This is a genomic window from Chryseobacterium subflavum (genome assembly GCF_055762745.1).
Window position 1 is genome coordinate 1,274,660 of sequence record NZ_JBVTMR010000001.1, and the last position, 18,114, is coordinate 1,292,773.

The 18,114-nt window shown below is 35.4% G+C and carries 18 protein-coding genes and 1 tRNA gene; 17 read left to right on the forward strand and 2 right to left on the reverse strand.

What is annotated here, in order from left to right; translation table 11 throughout:
- Positions 1-68 precede the first annotated feature (68 nt).
- Positions 69-665, reverse strand: a complete 597-nt coding sequence (locus tag AC0INN_RS05445) for a Crp/Fnr family transcriptional regulator (protein ID WP_172283032.1) — start codon at positions 663-665, stop codon at positions 69-71.
- Positions 666-1,107: 442 nt separating this feature from the next.
- Here AC0INN_RS05445 and AC0INN_RS05450 point away from each other — a divergent pair.
- Positions 1,108-1,181 (forward strand) — tRNA-Ala (locus tag AC0INN_RS05450).
- A 334-nt stretch (positions 1,182-1,515) separates the two neighbouring features.
- On the forward strand, positions 1,516-1,710 hold the full coding sequence (locus AC0INN_RS05455; RefSeq protein ID WP_407933714.1) for a bacteriocin-like protein: 195 nt from the start codon (positions 1,516-1,518) through the stop codon (positions 1,708-1,710).
- Between the two features lie 178 nt (positions 1,711-1,888).
- On the opposite strand, the gene AC0INN_RS05460 is transcribed toward AC0INN_RS05455, so the two are convergent.
- Positions 1,889-2,539, reverse strand: coding sequence for a hypothetical protein (locus AC0INN_RS05460; protein ID WP_273647902.1), 651 nt, complete (start codon positions 2,537-2,539; stop codon positions 1,889-1,891).
- A gap of 153 nt (positions 2,540-2,692) precedes the next feature.
- Here AC0INN_RS05460 and AC0INN_RS05465 point away from each other — a divergent pair, with 153 nt between their 5' ends.
- The 15 genes from AC0INN_RS05465 (at position 2,693) to AC0INN_RS05535 (ending at position 17,741) form a co-directional block, all read left to right on the forward strand.
- Positions 2,693-3,262 carry a C40 family peptidase gene (locus AC0INN_RS05465; protein WP_228457032.1) on the forward strand — a complete coding sequence of 190 codons (570 nt, stop codon included), beginning with the start codon at positions 2,693-2,695 and terminating at the stop codon, positions 3,260-3,262.
- A gap of 160 nt (positions 3,263-3,422) precedes the next feature.
- A complete protein-coding gene (locus AC0INN_RS05470; RefSeq protein WP_273647903.1) occupies positions 3,423-4,235 on the forward strand; it encodes a 2,3,4,5-tetrahydropyridine-2,6-dicarboxylate N-succinyltransferase in 813 nt (270 codons plus the stop codon).
- Between the two features lie 28 nt (positions 4,236-4,263).
- Entirely contained in the window at positions 4,264-5,433 is a 1,170-nt protein-coding gene (locus AC0INN_RS05475; protein WP_273647904.1) for a glycosyltransferase family 87 protein, read from the forward strand.
- A 4-nt stretch (positions 5,434-5,437) separates the two neighbouring features.
- Entirely contained in the window at positions 5,438-6,367 is a 930-nt protein-coding gene (locus tag AC0INN_RS05480; RefSeq protein WP_273647905.1) for a glycosyltransferase family 2 protein, read from the forward strand.
- Complete coding sequence (locus AC0INN_RS05485) at positions 6,368-7,144, forward strand: polysaccharide deacetylase family protein (protein WP_273647906.1); 777 nt, start codon at positions 6,368-6,370, stop codon at positions 7,142-7,144.
- Positions 7,141-8,238, forward strand: coding sequence for a glycosyltransferase family 4 protein (locus AC0INN_RS05490; protein ID WP_273647907.1), 1,098 nt, complete (start codon positions 7,141-7,143; stop codon positions 8,236-8,238). The genes AC0INN_RS05485 and AC0INN_RS05490 overlap by 4 nt, the downstream gene beginning before the upstream one ends.
- A gap of 248 nt (positions 8,239-8,486) precedes the next feature.
- Entirely contained in the window at positions 8,487-9,344 is an 858-nt protein-coding gene (hisG, locus tag AC0INN_RS05495) for an ATP phosphoribosyltransferase (RefSeq protein WP_172283016.1), read from the forward strand.
- Between the two features lie 2 nt (positions 9,345-9,346).
- Positions 9,347-10,630 carry a histidinol dehydrogenase gene (gene hisD, locus AC0INN_RS05500; RefSeq protein WP_306612144.1) on the forward strand — a complete coding sequence of 428 codons (1,284 nt, stop codon included), beginning with the start codon at positions 9,347-9,349 and terminating at the stop codon, positions 10,628-10,630.
- The gene (gene hisC / locus AC0INN_RS05505; protein WP_306612146.1) at positions 10,631-11,656 is read left to right on the forward strand and encodes a histidinol-phosphate transaminase; all 1,026 of its coding nucleotides are present in this window, start codon (positions 10,631-10,633) and stop codon (positions 11,654-11,656) included. It abuts the gene before it with no gap.
- Between the two features lie 2 nt (positions 11,657-11,658).
- Positions 11,659-12,753, forward strand: a complete 1,095-nt coding sequence (gene hisB / locus AC0INN_RS05510; protein ID WP_306612148.1) for a bifunctional histidinol-phosphatase/imidazoleglycerol-phosphate dehydratase HisB — start codon at positions 11,659-11,661, stop codon at positions 12,751-12,753.
- A gap of 1 nt (position 12,754) precedes the next feature.
- Positions 12,755-13,333 (forward strand): imidazole glycerol phosphate synthase subunit HisH, encoded by a 579-nt coding sequence (gene hisH / locus AC0INN_RS05515; protein ID WP_306612149.1) that lies wholly within the window; start codon positions 12,755-12,757, stop codon positions 13,331-13,333.
- A gap of 2 nt (positions 13,334-13,335) precedes the next feature.
- The gene (gene hisA / locus AC0INN_RS05520) at positions 13,336-14,058 is read left to right on the forward strand and encodes a 1-(5-phosphoribosyl)-5-[(5-phosphoribosylamino)methylideneamino]imidazole-4-carboxamide isomerase (protein WP_306612151.1); all 723 of its coding nucleotides are present in this window, start codon (positions 13,336-13,338) and stop codon (positions 14,056-14,058) included.
- Entirely contained in the window at positions 14,051-14,815 is a 765-nt protein-coding gene (hisF, locus tag AC0INN_RS05525; protein ID WP_273647914.1) for an imidazole glycerol phosphate synthase subunit HisF, read from the forward strand. The genes hisA and hisF overlap by 8 nt, the downstream gene beginning before the upstream one ends.
- The gene (gene hisIE, locus AC0INN_RS05530; RefSeq protein ID WP_306612154.1) at positions 14,802-15,389 is read left to right on the forward strand and encodes a bifunctional phosphoribosyl-AMP cyclohydrolase/phosphoribosyl-ATP diphosphatase HisIE; all 588 of its coding nucleotides are present in this window, start codon (positions 14,802-14,804) and stop codon (positions 15,387-15,389) included. The genes hisF and hisIE overlap by 14 nt, the downstream gene beginning before the upstream one ends.
- Positions 15,390-15,620: 231 nt before the next feature.
- A complete protein-coding gene (locus AC0INN_RS05535; protein WP_306612156.1) occupies positions 15,621-17,741 on the forward strand; it encodes a TonB-dependent receptor in 2,121 nt (706 codons plus the stop codon).
- Positions 17,742-18,114 lie beyond the last annotated feature (373 nt).

The window sequence follows — 18,114 nt, forward strand, 5'->3', positions numbered from 1 at the left end:
AAAAAAGAGTCTTTCTTTTTTGAAAGACTCCACAGATTATTTTTTCCTATCATTAGGTATTTTACCCGTTAATAATGGATTTTTCCTCTTTCTATTTTCAGGATATTTTCCGTTTCCATTTTTTTTATGGTTCTTATCACCGTTTCTACCGTCAGGCCGGTAAGGTTTGCAATCTGTTGACGGGTAAACGGAACCTGGACAGTATCAGATACCTCTCTTAAATTATAATCTTTAATATAATCCAGAACTGTTTTAATCTTTGTAGCAGGCTCAATGCCTGATAAATTAAAAAGCATTAAATATTTGTAATACAACCTTTCAGACAAACATTGTAATAAATTCTGCATTATGTTAGCATCCTGGCTTACAAGATTATTAAAATCATTTTTGCCAAGACATAACAGGATGCAATTTGTCTTTGTAATTGCGTTCATTGGATAAGGTCTGTCTGTAAATAAAAGGGATTCACCAATACTTTGTCCGTCATTTAAAATGTTCTGAATAAATTCTTTTCCGTTTGAGTGGTAATTAAATAACTCCACTGTACCAGTACATATCTGATAATAATATTTAGGTTGACTGCCTTCTTCAAATATTATTTCATCTGGTTGAAATTCCTTGTAAACCGCACCATGTGCCAGCAATAAATCTTCACGTATTATCATAATTGTAAGCTTTTAGGTTATAAGAATAATTTTTATAAAGATTGATGAAAAATTCTCAGCAAATTCCAAACCAGTTTTTACCTCCGTGTGGTATGTAGACGTCATTTTCTATATTTTTTTTCAATAAAAAAAGCTTCCCATATCGGGAAGCTCAACGACTGTAAAAACGATGAAAAATTATAAGTATAAATTTAAGTGTACTCTTATAATACATTTATGATTGCAGTCATAAAGACTGCAAATGATAGAAAAAAGTTAAAAATAGACCTTGGAAAAAATGAATTGTAATCCTGGTACAGATATTTATTCCTGATCTTACTAAATTTTGTATTTATTATTCAGTTCATTACAGAAGTTTATAAATAAAATTTTAGAAAATATTTGTATATGCGCTATAAATACTTACTTTTGTACCGCTTCAGAAAATGAAGTCCACAAAAATGGGGAATTAGCTCATCTGGCTAGAGCGTTAGACTGGCAGTCTAAAGGTGACGGGTTCGATCCCCGTATTCTCCACAAACAATGAGCAATCCCTTTATATAAAGGGATTTTTTATTTCAATAATAAGCCTGATACACAAAAGCACAATTATTTTTTATAAACTCATAAATAGCTCATTGCTTAAGTTTTTTACGTATACCTTGGTATGTTTTCCATTAAAGTATTTTACCGTTTTAGCAAATAGATTATTTATTGTAACTGATAACAAAGTCATCATAAAGAAATTGTTAAAAGCACTTATAAAGTTTTACAATTGTTATTTCATATTTAAAATTAGCTTTATTTTATTTATTCGCATTGTATATTTCTTTATTTTTATTATATTCACAATTCATAAAATAAAACTACTATGAAAAATCTAAAAAAAGTTTCAAGAGCGAAACTAAAGCAAGTTAACGGAGGGGGCCCTGATAAACCAGATACCGGAATCGGAACAGATCCAACAGGTCCAGCATGCGGAGGATCACATTGTCCAACTGCAGAATATCAATGTTGTTATCACCCAACTGGTAATTATTGTGTTACTACCCACTGTGACGATTAAGAAATACTTCCCTCAAATGAGGGATTTTTTGTTTCCTTTTTTACTGTTGCTGAATATATTTCAATAGCTTTTTAGGTTGCTGCTTTTGTCACATCCTGACGTGATGTATACTTAATATATAAATAAACCCCTTTACGTAAAGGGGAGCTAGAAAAAATAAATAAAGGAATGGTTTACATTACACAAACCCCATATTTAAAATCTCACCTTTTCTTTTCAAAACCATAAAATAGAGGAGAAGATCATCGTCAGAAAAATGCTTTTCAAACCTGATCATTTCCATGTCAGGTTTCAAAGCCTCGGTTTGTTCAAACTTTTCAATCGAATACGAGTCAGTATCTACCTTTAAAGTAACAATGGTAACTTCATCAGCTTCACTTTTTTTATGAATGTGAAGATTGTTCTCCCAAAGGTCAAATGAGACAGAAATATGGTCTGAAATAACCGGGATCTGTCCAAACTGAAACTCCTTGAGCAGTTTTTTTCCCTCTTCCAAAGGCAATCCATGTTTCACATTACGGTTTCCTCTTACTGAAATCTGATCAAGATCCTTAATTCTCGTCATTGTTTTCGCGAAACTTTGATAGAGTAGCGGGTCTCCAGCAGCTTTAACGTAATGGTCCAGGGCCTGGCGTATTATTTTCCCCACTTTTGAGCAATGTCCGAATTCGGAACTGTTTTGTCTTACTTTTTCGTAGGAAGCGCTTTTTTTGAAAGCATTTTTATTAAACCCACTTTTCTTCCGGACGACATTTTTTCCGTTCAAAGTGTAAAAAACAAGGTCACCAACTGATCCTGTTATTTTAATTATGCTTTCATATGTGGCCATTTTCTCAAAATTAAAACCAAATATAGTGATAATTAAATAAATATAAAATTTTAACATATATTTATAATATAGTTGTAGTATAGATTTTATATAATTAAAATATAAAATGTATATTTGTAAATAATTACGTACCTCGGTAAAAATCAAGCAGATATGACAACAGGATTATTTATTGGAAAAATGAGAATAAAGCAGATTGCTGCTTTGCTGATTGTAACCTCTACTGTGATTTCATGCGGAAGCAGTAAAAGTGTTTCTTCAAAAAAGAGTAACACAAAAACAGTGGCAAGATCTGAAAACCTCAGACGTCTGGATTCAAATTTCAATGGGAAAGTGTCTGGCTCAATCAATAGTATTCTGAAAGATGCTGAAAAGTACATTGGAACTCCGTATAAATTTGGAGGCAGTACTTCTTCAGGATTCGATTGTTCCGGTTTTACGGTAAAAGTATTTGAAGAAAACGACCAGAAATTACCTCGAAGATCTTCTGATCAGGCAGATACGGGAAAGAAAATTGACATCAGTGAAGTGAAACCCGGGGATTTGCTGTTTTTTGCAACTGCAGGTGGAAGCAGAGTATCGCATGTTGGCATTGTTCATGATATCGGAAACGATGGCGAAATCAGATTTATCCATGCTTCAACCTCAAAAGGGGTGATGATTTCTTCTTTAAATGAAAAGTATTGGAATAAAGCGTATCTGCATGCCCGAAGGGTTTTGTAATGAGTAAATATTCTGTATTATCTTTCTGTTATCATTTCAGTTTTTATACGACGGCAGATTGATTTAAATCATTTTGCATTCACTAAGTTTCAAAAGGTTTTGCTGAACTTTTTTGTATCTTTGGCCGGTATAATTATTCAAATTAATTTAAATTATAAACATGTCGTTACAACAAACTATTGAGAACATCTGGGATAATAGGGACTTATTACAAAATGAAGATAGCCAGAAGGCGATAAGAGAAGTTATTTCTTTATTGGATTCCGGGGAACTTCGTGTTGCTGAACCTACGGAAAACGGGTGGCAGGTAAATGAATGGGTGAAGAAAGCTGTAGTAATGTATTTCCCGATTCAGAAAATGGAGACCATTGAAGTGGGACCATTTGAATTCCATGACAAAATTCCTTTGAAGAGAAATTATGCTGAAAAAGGAGTACGTGTTGTACCTCATGCTATTGCAAGAGAAGGAGCTTTTGTTGCTTCAGGAGTAATTATGATGCCTTCTTATGTAAATATCGGGGCTTATGTAGATTCAGGAACGATGGTAGATACCTGGGCAACCGTTGGAAGCTGTGCACAGATCGGTAAAAATGTTCACCTTAGCGGTGGTGTTGGCATCGGTGGTGTTTTAGAACCATTACAGGCTGCACCGGTAATTATTGAAGACGATTGTTTCATTGGTTCAAGATGTATCGTGGTAGAAGGAGTACATGTGGAAAAAGAAGCGGTATTGGGAGCTAATGTAGTATTAACTGCTTCAACAAAGATCATTGACGTTACAGGAGATCAACCGATTGAGATCAAAGGTAGAGTACCTGCCCGTTCAGTGGTAATTCCTGGAAGCTACACCAAACAATATCCGGCAGGGGAATATCAGGTTCCTTGTGCTTTGATTATTGGTACAAGGAAAGAATCTACAGACAAGAAGACTTCTCTTAATGATGCATTAAGGGAAAATAATGTAGCTATATAAGCACTTATCCATCTAATACTGCACAATTTTGAAAGATAAAGTTTTAAAATTTATACTAAACCCTAAATATATATTTGGGGTTTATCTTATTATATCGGTAGTTACTGCAATTTCCAAATATCTGAGAGGAGATTATGCCATCAACAACTATCTGATTTTTAAAAATGTATTTTTTAATACCATTCATCAGAAAAATTTATTTATCCATTATCCTGACCTCTATTTTGATTTGAATCATTATGGAGTTTTTTTTAGCTTATTGATTGCTCCGTTTGCCGTTATGCCGGACTGGCTGGGAATTTCACTCTGGAATCTGATTAATACTTTTGTATTTGTATTTGCCATTTATAAGCTTCCGTTTTCGGATTCCAAAAAGGCGATATTCGGATTGCTGTGCCTCCAGGAGTATATTACCGCTGCATTAAGCCTGCAGTTTAATGTAGCTCTTACAGGGCTTTTGATATTATCTGCAGTATACATCTATGAAAGAAAAGAAGTACGTTCGGCTACAGCGATTCTCATTGGTGTTTTTGTGAAAATATATGGTATTGTAGGATTGAGCCAGTTTTTCTTCATCAAAAATAAGATGAAGTTTATTATTTCGGGGATTGTAATTGCCGCATTGTTTTTTGTCATTCCTATGATCTATTCCACTCCTCAGTTTGTCATACAGAGCTATGCAGATTGGTTTCATTCTATTGTAGAGAAGAATAATGAAAACCAGGTATTGGGAAATATGCAGGATATTTCATTAATGGGTTTTGTAAGAAGAGTTCTTGGGGATGCCTCCATTTCCAATCTTATATTTTTAGCTTTTGGCTTGCCATTATTTGCTTTGCCATATGTGCGAATAAAACAATATAAAAATTATGCTTTTCAGCTAATGATTCTGGCTTCTACATTATTGTTTTTGGTGCTATTCAGCTCAAGTTCAGAATCACCTACGTATATCATTGCTGTTGTAGGAGTGATGATCTGGTTTTTTCTTCAGAAAGAAAGAACACCATTTATCATTGGATTGTTGATTTTTGTGATCATTTTTACTTGTTTTTCAACTTCAGATCTTTTTCCTAAATCAGTCAAAAATGATTATATCATCAAATATTCATTAAAAGCGGTACCTTGCATTATTGTTTGGCTAAGAGTTGTATATGAACTTTTAACCAAAGATTTTGAAAAAAATTATAGCCTGAACTGATCCGATGAAAAAAATTTCTATTGTAATACCAGCCTATAACGAAGAAGGAAACGTAGCTATGATCCATCAGAAGATCAAAGAGGTTTTTTCCGGGTTAAAGGCTTATGATTTCGAAATTATATTTGTAAATGACGGAAGCAGGGATAATACACAGCAAAAACTTGAGGAACTGTCCGAGCTGTATGATGAAGTGAAATTTATTGAATTCTCAAGGAATTTCGGGCATCAGCCGGCAGTAAAAGCAGGGATGGATCAGGCTTACGGAAATGCTGTGATTTCTATGGACGGAGATCTTCAACACCCTCCGGAGCTGATTCCTGATATGATCAGAAAATGGGAAGAAGGCTATGATGTTGTATTAACGGTAAGGACCTATCCGAAAGAAATTTCTTTCTTTAAAAGGAAAACCTCCGATTTTTTCTATAAGCTGTTATCTAATCTTTCTGATGTAAACCTTACTAAAGGGGGAGGATCTGATTTCAGACTTTTGGATGCCAGTGCTATGGAAGTAATGAGGCAATTCAATGAAGATGATTTATTTTTAAGAGGACTGACAAGCTGGATGGGCTTTAAACAAACAGCCCTTAATTTCACGGCTAATGAGAGGTTGGCTGGTAAAAGTAGTTATAATCTCAAGAAGATGATAACTTTTGCTTTCACGGGAATAACGGCTTTCAGCGTAAAACCTCTTTATATTGCGGCTTATTTGGGATTCCTGTTTTCTGCAATATCAGTGATCGGCTATGGAATCTATGTGATTCATTCTTTTGTGTCTCATACAGAAATTTCAGGTTGGGCATCTTTGATTATGACGATCGTATTTTTTGGTGGCTTACAGCTTATCATCCTTGGAATTATCGGGATGTATCTGGGCAAAATTTTTAAACAGGTTAAAGAAAGGCCTAATTACATTATTAAAAATAAAAAATTATAAATGGTTTTATTAAGTTTTGACATCGAGGAATTTGATATGCCATTAGAGTATAAAGGAGAAATTCCTTTTGATAGGCAGATCTCTATTTCTCAGAAAGGATTGGAAAGAATACTTGACCTTTTGAAAAAACATCAGGTAAAAGCGACTTTTTTTTCAACTGTTGTCTTTGCAGAAAACAGTAAACATTTAATCGAAAGATTGTTAAGCGAAGGACATGAACTGGCTTCCCACACATGGTTTCATTCTGAATTTGAGGAAAAGCATTTAAAAGAATCCCGGGAGAAACTTGAAGAGTTATTTTCAGCAAAAGTTACCGGCCTTCGGATGCCAAGGATGATGCCTGTTAATGAAATGGCAGTGGAAAAAGCGGGTTATTCTTATAATTCTTCGATTAATCCAACCTTTTTACCGGGAAGATATAATAACCTGAAAGTATCCAGGACTTACTTCAAAGAGGGAAATGTTACCCAGATTCCGGCTTCTGTTTCTCCAAATTTCAGGATTCCTTTATTCTGGCTGAGTTTCCATAATTTTCCCCTTTCCATCTATAAAAAAATAGCTTCAGATAGCCTGAAGAAAGATAAGTACCTTAATATATACTTTCACCCATGGGAGTTTGCTGAAATTAAGGATGAAGCCTTTAAACTTCCTGGCTTTACGGTGAAAAATTCCGGAGTTGATATGGTAGAAAGGTTTGATGAATTCATAGGATGGCTGAAAAATAAGAAGTATAGCTTTGGAACATTTCAGGAATTTCAAAAAAAGATAGAATCATGAAGATTGCTTTTGACGCTAAACGTTTTTTCCATAATACTTCCGGGCTGGGTAATTATTCCAGGGATCTTGTAAGAATTCTTTCAGAATATTTTCCCAATAATCAGTACCTGTTACTCAATAAAAATAAATCAGACAGGGGGGCAGATATACTTCAAAACCCTAATGTTCAGTTTGTTGAAACCTCCAAAGGAAGTATGTCCCGTCAGTTCAAAATGGGAAAGGATGCCCAGAAAAGCGGAGCCGATATTTTTCATGGTCTATCCGGGGAATTGCCTTTAAAATGGGACAAAAAACCAATAAAGAAGGTTGTAACGATTCATGATCTTATTTTCGTAAGATATCCTCAGTATTACTCATTTTTTGACCGCAAGATTCATTTATGGAAATTTAAAAAGGCGGCGCAAAGTGCAGACAAAATTATTGCTATTTCAGAACAGACCAAAAACGATATTATCCAATATCTGAAGGTACCTGAAAATAAAATTAAAGTTATTTATCAGGGTTGTCACAAGGCTTTTAAAGAACAGCAGCCCGAAGATTTGATTAAAGCTACAAAAGAAAAATTTAAACTTCCGGAAAGATTTATTTTAAATGTAGGGACTATTGAGGAGCGTAAAAATCTTTTAAATGTTTTAAAGGCTATCAATGGAACCGGAATTCCTTTGGTTGTTATAGGGCGGAAAACCGGATATTATAAGAAACTGGAAACCTTCATCAGGAAGAATAAATTAGAAAATCAGGTTCACTTTTTAGAAGGAGTTTCTATGGATGAACTGGCCGTTATCTATAAGTTTGCTGATATTTTTATTTATCCCAGTTTATTTGAGGGATTTGGAATCCCTGTTATTGAAGCGCTTTTTTCAAAAACCGTTGCCATAACGAGTAATATAAGCAGTCTGCCGGAAGCGGGAGGAAAGAACTCCGTTTATATTAATCCGGAAAATTATTTGGATATTCAATCCAAAATACAATTTTTATGGGATAATCAGGCGGAAAGAAAACGTCGTGCTGATCTGGGTTTTGAGTTCGTTCAGAAGTTTAATGACGAACCTATTGCACAGGAACTGATGAATTTGTATCATGAAATTTTGTAAAAAAAATTTTGTTATTTAAAAATAAGTCCTACATTTGTACCACAATTTTCAAACATGAAACCGAATTTTTTAACACTACATCATTATCATCATCATCTCTGCTAAGACGGAATTGATTGATAGTAGCCTGTGTTAAAATCAAAAAATAATTAAAAACCGTCTGAGTAACAGACGGTTTTTTGTTTCAAATTCTTCCCGGAAACTTTTCAAAAATACTTTTCATTTACTCAGACCCAATATGTGCAACAATGAGTAAATTAAAAATTGCCATCCAGAAGAGCGGCAGACTTTATGAAGATTCTTTACAGCTTTTAAAAGATTGTGGAATTTTCGTTAACAACGGAAAAGACCAGCTAAAGGTTTCTGTAGACAATTTTCCATTTGAAATCATGTATCTCAGAAACTCTGATATCCCTCAATACCTTGAAGATGGTGTGGTGGATATCGCCATTGTAGGTGAAAACCTGCTGGTAGAAAAAGAAAAGCAAATTGAAATTGTTCAGAAGCTCGGATTTTCAAAATGCAGGGTTTCTCTAGCAGTTCCCAAAGATGTAGAAACCGATGAACTGAATTATTTTCAGGGAAAGAAAATTGCTACATCATATCCCAATACCCTTAAAAAATTCCTGGCAGAAAATGCTGTATCAGCAGATATTCACGTTATTTCAGGCTCTGTTGAAATTGCTCCCAATATAGGATTGGCAGATGGGATCTGTGATATTGTAAGTTCGGGAAGCACTTTATTTAAAAACGGATTAAGGGAGACTATCACCTTATTGAAATCTGAAGCAGTACTTGCTAAAAACCTTCAGTTGAATGAGGAAAAAGAAAACATTCTGAATCGGTTTTTATTCAGGGTCAAGGCTGTGCTCAAAGCAAAAAATTCCAAATATATTCTTATGAATGTACCTGATGATAAGATCAAAGATATTTCCAGAGTACTTCCGGTTCTTAAAAGTCCTACCGTACTTCCCCTGGCTGAAAAAGGGTGGAGCAGTATTCACTCCGTTATTGACGAAGAAAGGTTCTGGGACGTTATTGATGAACTCAAGGACAACGGAGCACAAGATATTCTTATAATTCCAATCGATAAAATGGTGATTTAATTATGTTTATACACAGATATCCTAAAAAAGAAACATGGAAGGAGCTGGTTAAGCGTCCTGCCCGGAAAAAAGAAGAAATCTCAGAAATTATTTCAGAAGTATTCAGGAAGATAGAAGAGGAAGGTGATAAAGCATTGCTTGAATTTACGAAGAAATATGATTCTGCTGATATTGAAGAAATAGAAGTTTCCCAAGTCGAGATTGAACAGGCGAAATCTTTGGTCAGCCCAGCGTTAAAAAAGGCAATTCAGGAGGCGAGCGAAAACATTACAAAATTTCATGCTCTGCAACAACCGGAAACGAAAAAAATAGAGACTACAAAAGGAGTGATTTGCTGGCGGGAAAATCGTGCGGTTGATAAAGTAGGGATCTATATTCCCGGAGGAACTGCGCCTTTATTTTCAACGGTTCTGATGTTGGCTATTCCTGCCCGTTTAGCCGGATGTAAAGAAATTATTCTGTGCACTCCTCCGAATAAAAATGGAAATATTAATCCTGCCATTCTTTATAGCGCAATGATTTGTGGGGTGACCAGAATATTTAAAGCAGGAGGAGCACAGGCTATTGCAGCAATGGCTATCGGAACGGAAAGTATACCAAACGTATATAAAATATTCGGGCCCGGAAATCAGTTTGTGGTTGCAGCAAAAGAATATGCACAAAACTATGGGGTAGCCATTGATATGCCTGCAGGGCCAAGTGAAGTTCTGGTTATTGCAGATCAGCAGGCAGTGCCTGCTTTCTGTGCGGCTGATCTTCTTTCCCAGGCAGAACACGGAAGTGACAGTCAGGTTGTTTTTATTTCTACAGATTTTGGAATATTTACTGAAACGATCAAAGAAATAGATAATCAGATCAAAAAACTTCCCAGGAATCAATTTGCGGAAGAGTCTTTAAACAACAGTTATTTTATTTTACTTAATACGGTAGAAGAAGCAATAGAATTCAGCAATTTATATGGTCCGGAACACCTTATTCTGGCAATAGAAAATTTTGAGGGATCTATTTCTTCAATTCAAAATGCTGGGTCCGTGTTTTTAGGAAACTATTCCTGTGAAAGCGCCGGAGATTATGCCAGTGGAACCAATCACACACTTCCTACCAACGGATTTGCACGCAATTACAGCGGTGTTTCATTGGACAGTTTTGTAAAGAAAATCACTTTTCAGGAGCTTTCAGCAAAAGGCTTGCAGAATTTGGGAAAAACAATAGAAATAATGGCAGAGGCAGAAGGATTATTTGCCCACAAGAATGCCGTTTCAATACGATTAAAAAATAAAAAATAGATGAAACAATTAACGATCAGTCAATTTGTACGGAAGAATATTTTAGAGCTACAACCTTATATCAGTTTCAGGGATCATAATGAATTTGAATCACCGGTTCTAATGGATGCCAATGAAAGTCCTTTTGGAGAGTTTAACCGGTATCCGGATTCTACCCAGAAGAAGCTTAAAAATAAAATTGCAGATCTCAAGGAACTATCTCCAGAGCAGATCGCAATCGGAAACGGAAGTGATGAGCTTATAGACCTGATCATAAGGATTTTCTGTGAGCCCAAAAAAGACGCTATCATGATGATGAATCCATCTTTTGCGATGTATGCATTTTATGCTACGATCAACGAAAACAAGGTGATCAAAATGGATCTTGACGAAAACTTTGAGATTATCAAGGAAAACTTTCTCAAGATATCCATGGAAAACCGGCCTAAGATATTTTTCCTTTGTTCGCCTAATAATCCTACGGGGAACAGTGTCGATGATATTGAATTCTACTTACAGAATTTTGATGGAATTGTAGTAGTCGATGAAGCCTATATTGAATTTTCAGATAAAAAATCCAGCCTGGAATTGCTGATGAAATATCCAAACCTTATCGTTCTTCAAACTTTTTCAAAGGCCTGGGGAAAAGCGGGAGCAAGAGTTGGGATCGCCTATGCTTCTAAAGAAATCATTAATCTCATCAACACTGTGAAGGCTCCTTATAACGTTAATTCTTTAAGCCAGGATTTGATTTTAAAAAGCATCGATCAGATAGATTTGTTTCAGCAGAATGTTGAAAATATATTAATTGAAAGAGCCTGGTTAAACAATGAGCTCAAAAAGCTTCAATGCGTGACTAAAATTTTCCCTACCGATGCCAATTTTTTCCTGGTTGAATTTACCAATGCAGACCAGGTTCATCAAAAGTTACTGGCCAATGAGGTACTTACCAATAAAAGGGCTCCGGCTATTCCTGATTGCATACGCATCAATATCGGAACAAGAGAAGAAAATATGAAATTAATTGCTGTTTTAAATAGAGTGTAATTATGAAAAAAGTACTGTTTATAGACCGTGACGGGACACTCATTATTGAGCCACCTACAGATTTTCAGGTTGATTCTTTGGAGAAACTGGAGTTTTATCCGGGTGTTTTTCAAAACCTTTCCAAAATAGCCAGGGAACTGGATTATGAATTGGTAATAGTAACCAATCAGGATGGATTGGGAACTGAAAGCTTCCCTTACGAAGACTTTATTAAGCCTCAGGAAAAAATGTTGAATGCTTTTAAAAATGAAGGAATAATTTTCAATGATATATTAATTGATAAAAGTTTTGAACGTGAAAATCTTCCTACCCGAAAGCCAGGAATAGGGATGCTTGGTCAATACATCTATGGAAATTATGATCTTGAAAACTCATACGTTATCGGAGATCGATTGACAGATATTCAGTTGGCCAAAAATTTAGGATCAAAAGCAATTTTTATCAGTGAAATGGCTGATGATAATGCTGCTTTGACAACCAAAGAATGGTCGGAAATTTATCAGTTTTTAAAAGATATGCCAAGAAAAGCAAAAGTTGCAAGGAAGACTAATGAAACAGAAATAGAAATTGAAGTTAACCTCGATGGGAAAGGCAACTCCAGTATTTCAACAGGGCTGCACTTTTTTGATCATATGCTTGAGCAAATTTCAAAGCATGGAAATTTAGATCTAAGTATTCAGGTGAAGGGAGATCTGCAGGTAGATGAACACCATACGATAGAAGATACGGCCATCGTTCTGGGGCAGGCTGTTCTTAAAGCATTAGGAAATAAGAAAGGGATTGAAAGATATGGCTTTCTACTTCCGATGGACGACTGTCTGGCCCAGGTGGCTCTGGATTTTGGAGGGAGACCATGGCTGGTTTGGGATGCTGATTTTAGAAGAGAAAAAATAGGAGATGTTCCTACTGAATTGTTTTTCCACTTTTTTAAATCATTTTCCGATGCATCTCAATCCAACCTGAATATTAAAGCGGAAGGAAGCAATGAGCATCACAAGATCGAGTCTGTTTTTAAGGCTTTTGCCAAAGCTTTAAAGATGGCTGTAAATCAGACCGATCAGAATTTTAATTTACCTTCAACTAAAGGAAGCTTATAAGATGATTGCAATTATTAAATATAATGGCGGAAATGTACAATCCGTTCAGAATGCCTTGGGTAGGTTAAACGTGGAATCAGTGGTCAGTGATGATTTTACTATTATTCAACAGGCTGATAAAGTGATTTTCCCTGGCGTAGGAGAAGCATCTTCAACAATGGAACTTTTAAAGGAAAAAGGACTTGATACGTTCATCCCCGGGTTAAAACAGCCGGTATTGGGAATATGTTTGGGAATGCAGCTGATGTGTAAAGATAATGAAGAAGGAAATACTACAGGAATGGGAATTTTTGATATCAATGTCAAAAAATTTCCGGCGAATGATATAGTTCCTCATATGGGATGGAATACAGTAAACGATTTGAAGAGTCCTGTTTTTTCAGGTATTGAAAAAACAAATGACCTGTATTTCGTGCACAGCTACTATTGTGAGCTTTCTGAGTATACGACTTCTGTTTGTGATTATATACTTCCATTCAGTGCGTCACTACAAAAAGACAATTTCTTTGCTACCCAGTTTCACCCTGAAAAGTCCGGGAAAGTGGGGGCAAGATTACTTCAAAACTTTTTAAATCTGTAATTATGAAGATCATTCCTGCTATTGATATTATTGACGGAAAATGTGTACGTCTTTCTAAAGGAGATTACAACACAAAGAAAATATATAACGAAAGCCCCCTTGAGGTGGCAAAAGAGTTTGAAGATTCCGGTATTCAGTATCTCCACCTGGTAGATCTGGACGGAGCTAAATCCAGGCATATTGTAAATCAGAAAATATTGGAATCAATTGCTCGCGAGACTTCCTTGCAAATTGATTTTGGAGGAGGATTAAAAACACCGGAAGATATTGAGACGGCTCTTAATGCTGGTGCAAGTCAGGTGACTATCGGGAGCATTGCAGTTCAGGATCCGGAACTCTGTTACGCTTTGGTCAGCAAATACGGTCCTGAAAAAATTATTCTCGGAGCTGATTGTGAAAACAGAAAAATAAAAACTTCCGGATGGCTTGAAGAAAGTCAAATTGATGTAATCTCTTTTATCCTTCAATATAAAGAAAAAGGAATTAGGCAGGTAATCTGCACGGATATTTCTAAAGACGGAATGCTGGAGGGACCGTCAATCGATCTGTATCAGGATATTTTAGGGAATGTTCCTGTTAATCTGATTGCCAGTGGAGGAATTTCAGGTATCGGGGATGTATATAGGATGAAAGAAATAGGCTGTTCCGGAACGATCATCGGAAAAGCTATTTACGAGGGGAAAATTGAATTAAAAGAACTTCAGAACTTTATTGAAAATGCTTAAAAAAAGAATTATTCCATGTCTTGATATTAAAGATGGGACAACCGTGAAAGGAATTAATTTTGAAGGACTCCGAAATGCAGGAGATCCGATCAGCCTGGCTAAAAAATATGAAATTGACGGTGCGGACGAACTGGTCTTTCTCGATATCACAGCTACTATTGAAGAAAGAAAAACCTTTGTAGAACTTGTCCGGGATATCGCAAAAGAATTAAGCATTCCTTTTACAGTTGGCGGAGGAATCAATTCTATTGAAGATGTAAGAAAACTTCTTGAAGCGGGAGCAGATAAGATCAGTATCAATTCTTCTGCTGTCAAGAAACCACAGCTTATTACAGATCTGGCCAATGAATTCGGAAGTCAGTGTATTGTGGTTGCCATTGACACAAAATTCGTGTATAATGAAGATTGGGTCCACATTAAAGGCGGAAGAGAAGCAACAGAGCTGAAAACTTTGGATTGGGCTAAAAAAGCTGAAGTTTTAGGTGCCGGTGAAATTCTTCTGACATCAATGGATGGTGACGGAACCAAAAAGGGATTTGATATCAGGATAACCAAAGCGGTGTCTGAAATTGTCAATATCCCCGTAATTGCTTCAGGAGGGGCAGGAACAATAGGAGATTTTACAGAAGTATTTCAGGAAACAAAAGCTACCGGTGGTTTGGCTGCGAGTATTTTCCATTTTGGAGAAATTCATATTCAGGATGTAAAAAAAGAATTATTATATAAAAAAATACAGGTAAGAAATGATCAATTTTAATAAAACAAACGGGCTGGTTCCGGTTATTATACAAGATGCACGGACTTTACAGGTTTTAATGCTCGGCTATATGAATGAAGAAGCATGGAACAAAACCAGGGCGGAAGGAATTGTTACCTTTTTCAGCCGGTCAAAAAACAGATTATGGACAAAAGGAGAAGAGTCAGGGAATTTTTTAATGGTAAAAAGTATCGATATTGATTGCGATAAGGATACTATTTTGATAAAAGCTACTCCTAAAAATGTGGTTTGTCATACCGGAAGCTTTAGCTGTTTTGGTGAAAAAGATTCCAAGGGATTTTTATATGAGCTGGAGGAAAAAATAGGACAAAGAATTGATGATAAAACAGAGGGATCTTATACCTACTCACTATATCAGAGAGGTATCAACAAGGTTGCCCAGAAAGTAGGTGAGGAGGCCATAGAGCTGGTAATCGAAGCAAAGGACGATAATGAAAAATTGTTTAAGGATGAAGCTGCGGACCTGATGTATCACTTTTTAATTCTGTTGAAAGCCAAAAACTTTTCCCTGAAAGACATTGAACGCATTTTGCTGGAGAGGAATGGAAGATAAAAATATTTGGCACATTATATTAGATGTGGGTTAGCTAGTAAACATGACATTTATCTTTTAATGTGTAAAAAATAAAATTACTTAATTGAATTTTTGGATTTTTTACATTAAAATAAGTTTTTATAATTCAATCGTTTTTCATTTTATCTGATTGGGTTGAATCTGTCTTATTTAGTAAAATATTAAAAGCATTACTTTTGCCTTTTAATTATTCTAAATAAGAACACGTAGATGAAAAAAAATATTTTTTGTTTGGGAAGCTTGATCGCAGCTTCCTTAATACATGCACAAAAAAAAGATTCACTTGATCAAAGGAGACTTGAAGAAGTTATTATCACAGCATCAAGGTCTCCCGAAATTGTAAAAAAGACGGCTTCTACAGTACATATTATCCATAAAAAAGAAATTGAAGAGCAGTCTCTGATATCTCCTGATCTCAGTAATATATTAGCTTATAAAGTTCCGGGACTTACTTTTGGTAATAATCTCGTAGGAAATAGAGGCCAAACCCTGAGGGGTAGAAATGTACTGATCATGATCGATGGTATTCCTCAATCAAGTCCGTTACGAAATAATGACAGAGAGATCAGAAGTATTGATCCGTCAGTACTTGAACGTATTGAAGTTGTTAAAGGAGCAACATCCATTTATGGAAATGGTGCAGAGGGCGGTATTATCAATTATATCACTCAGAAAAATACTAAGAGCAAACCATTTTCAGGAAAAACAGTTTTGGGCTTTACCAGTCATGATTTATTCAACAGTAATATGTTCAAATCGGACGGTGGCGCTGGCTACAGGGTTTCCCAGAGTTTTTTTGGAAACTTAGGAAAGTGGGATTACCTAATTAACGGTACAATTACTCAGAATGGAGTGAAAATAGACGGTGATGATTTGGTTCAAAATCCAAGATATGGATTAGGAGAAACCAGTGTAGGAAACGTATTCGGAAAAATAGGATATAATATAGATGATGATAATAGAGTGGAGTTAATGTATAATTATTATTCCAGTTTACAGGATTCTAAATATATTCTTGATATCGGAAAGTATGGAGAAAGACCTTCTACAGGAAAATTAGGAAACAGAGAAGGGGTGAAAGAGGGAACAAGATATAATCATAACGGATATTTAAAATATATCAATAAAAATATTTTCCATCAGACTTCCCTCAATACAACGCTTTATTTTCAGGACTTTTATACAATCTATGATTATCGTAACCCACCAAGATGGAAAACAGGGGGACAATCGGCTATTTTGGAAAAGAAATATGGTTTCAGGGCAGATTTTAATACTGAATTTAAAAAAGGAAATGAGCTGATAGGTTCTTTAACCTATGGTCTTGATTTACTCAATGAGAAAACAAGCCAGCCTTTGGTAGACGGAAGAATATGGGTTCCTGAAATGAGTATGCTGGCGGCTGCTCCTTTTGTACAAGGTAAATTGTTTATCACCAAAGATTTAACTGTTAAAGCAGGATTACGATGGGATAAGATGTCTGTAAAAGTTCCGGATTATACTACATTGCCTTCTGGAAATGCCTCTGAATTTAATGTGCAGGGAGGCCAGTTAAATTATTCCAATATATCATATAATGTAGGAGTAAGTTATGTTGCAATTGACTTTTTCCAGCCTTTTACCTCTTACTCAAGAGGATTTAATATTTATGATTTAGGACGAGTGCTGAGAGATGCTAAAACTAATGTTTTAAATGAAATCAATACGGATCCTGTTGTTATTGATAATTACGAGATTGGATTTAACAGTAAAATTGGCCGGGCTGTTGATTTCTCAGCGAGTTATTTTTATAATTATTCAAAATTGGGGGCAGACCTGGTCTCTGTAAACGGATTTTGGACGCCTTTGAGAGCGCCACAGTACATTAGTGGAGTAGAGCTGGCAATGAACGTATATCCGACCAGAGGATTAATTATAGGAGCTAATTATACTTACCAGGAAGGAAAAGTAGACGTGAAAAATGATAATAGCTATGATAAATATTTGAGCGGATTGAGGATCGCTCCAGCCAGACTTAATTCTTATATCAAATGGAATAATAAATCCCAGAAGCTTCAATTAGGAGTTTATCATATGTACTCCTTTAAAAGAGAACAATTTGAACCGGTATCCGGAAAATATCAGGAAGGAGAAGGTCCTGTAAAGGAATTTAACCTTTTTAATTTTCAAGGGAGTTACCAATTTAATAATGTAATTACGGTAGGATTAGGAATAGAAAATGTCTTGAATAAAACCTATTATACTCCAACTTCAATGTACACTGCACGAGATGCAGAGTATGTAAGAGGAAACGGAAGGTATTATACCTTGTCTCTGAATTTTAATTACTAGACTAATTTTAGCTATATGAATAATGAAATCCTATCTGCTTTTAGATAGGGTTTTGTGTTTTAAAGAATATAATCCTCTTTGTCCTATGTAATATACATTATTTCTTCAATCTGGTTCTGAACGAAATGCCCAGAGCAATAAAGAATGCTGAGGATTCTCTTGATATTTCAGCTCCCGAAGAGAAATCAATTATAGAGTTAGGATTTATGAGATAGGTAATTCCTCCATTAATAGGAGAATCAGTTTTTGCATTCTGAGCGCCATAGCAGTATTAGGCATAAAAAACTTATAAAGCAGATGATATTTTCAAAACATTTTTCATAATTTACATTTTATTTTCAAAACAACCTTAAAGAATATGCCATAAACAGAA

What these genes read in the sequence shown, in the direction of transcription:
- AC0INN_RS05445 (WP_172283032.1), bottom strand. Translation starts at nt 665, where the DNA reads ATGATAATACGTGAAGATTTATTGCTGGCACATGGTGCGGTTTACAAG.
- AC0INN_RS05455 (WP_407933714.1), top strand. Translation starts at nt 1,516, where the DNA reads ATGAAAAATCTAAAAAAAGTTTCAAGAGCGAAACTAAAGCAAGTTAAC.
- AC0INN_RS05460 (WP_273647902.1), bottom strand. Translation starts at nt 2,539, where the DNA reads ATGGCCACATATGAAAGCATAATTAAAATAACAGGATCAGTTGGTGAC.
- AC0INN_RS05465 (WP_228457032.1), top strand. Translation starts at nt 2,693, where the DNA reads ATGACAACAGGATTATTTATTGGAAAAATGAGAATAAAGCAGATTGCT.
- AC0INN_RS05470 (WP_273647903.1), top strand. Translation starts at nt 3,423, where the DNA reads ATGTCGTTACAACAAACTATTGAGAACATCTGGGATAATAGGGACTTA.
- AC0INN_RS05480 (WP_273647905.1), top strand. Translation starts at nt 5,438, where the DNA reads ATGAAAAAAATTTCTATTGTAATACCAGCCTATAACGAAGAAGGAAAC.
- AC0INN_RS05485 (WP_273647906.1), top strand. Translation starts at nt 6,368, where the DNA reads ATGGTTTTATTAAGTTTTGACATCGAGGAATTTGATATGCCATTAGAG.
- AC0INN_RS05490 (WP_273647907.1), top strand. Translation starts at nt 7,141, where the DNA reads ATGAAGATTGCTTTTGACGCTAAACGTTTTTTCCATAATACTTCCGGG.
- hisG (WP_172283016.1), top strand. Translation starts at nt 8,487, where the DNA reads ATGAGTAAATTAAAAATTGCCATCCAGAAGAGCGGCAGACTTTATGAA.
- hisD (WP_306612144.1), top strand. Translation starts at nt 9,347, where the DNA reads ATGTTTATACACAGATATCCTAAAAAAGAAACATGGAAGGAGCTGGTT.
- hisC (WP_306612146.1), top strand. Translation starts at nt 10,631, where the DNA reads ATGAAACAATTAACGATCAGTCAATTTGTACGGAAGAATATTTTAGAG.
- hisB (WP_306612148.1), top strand. Translation starts at nt 11,659, where the DNA reads ATGAAAAAAGTACTGTTTATAGACCGTGACGGGACACTCATTATTGAG.
- hisH (WP_306612149.1), top strand. Translation starts at nt 12,755, where the DNA reads ATGATTGCAATTATTAAATATAATGGCGGAAATGTACAATCCGTTCAG.
- hisA (WP_306612151.1), top strand. Translation starts at nt 13,336, where the DNA reads ATGAAGATCATTCCTGCTATTGATATTATTGACGGAAAATGTGTACGT.
- hisF (WP_273647914.1), top strand. Translation starts at nt 14,051, where the DNA reads ATGCTTAAAAAAAGAATTATTCCATGTCTTGATATTAAAGATGGGACA.
- hisIE (WP_306612154.1), top strand. Translation starts at nt 14,802, where the DNA reads ATGATCAATTTTAATAAAACAAACGGGCTGGTTCCGGTTATTATACAA.
- AC0INN_RS05535 (WP_306612156.1), top strand. Translation starts at nt 15,621, where the DNA reads ATGAAAAAAAATATTTTTTGTTTGGGAAGCTTGATCGCAGCTTCCTTA.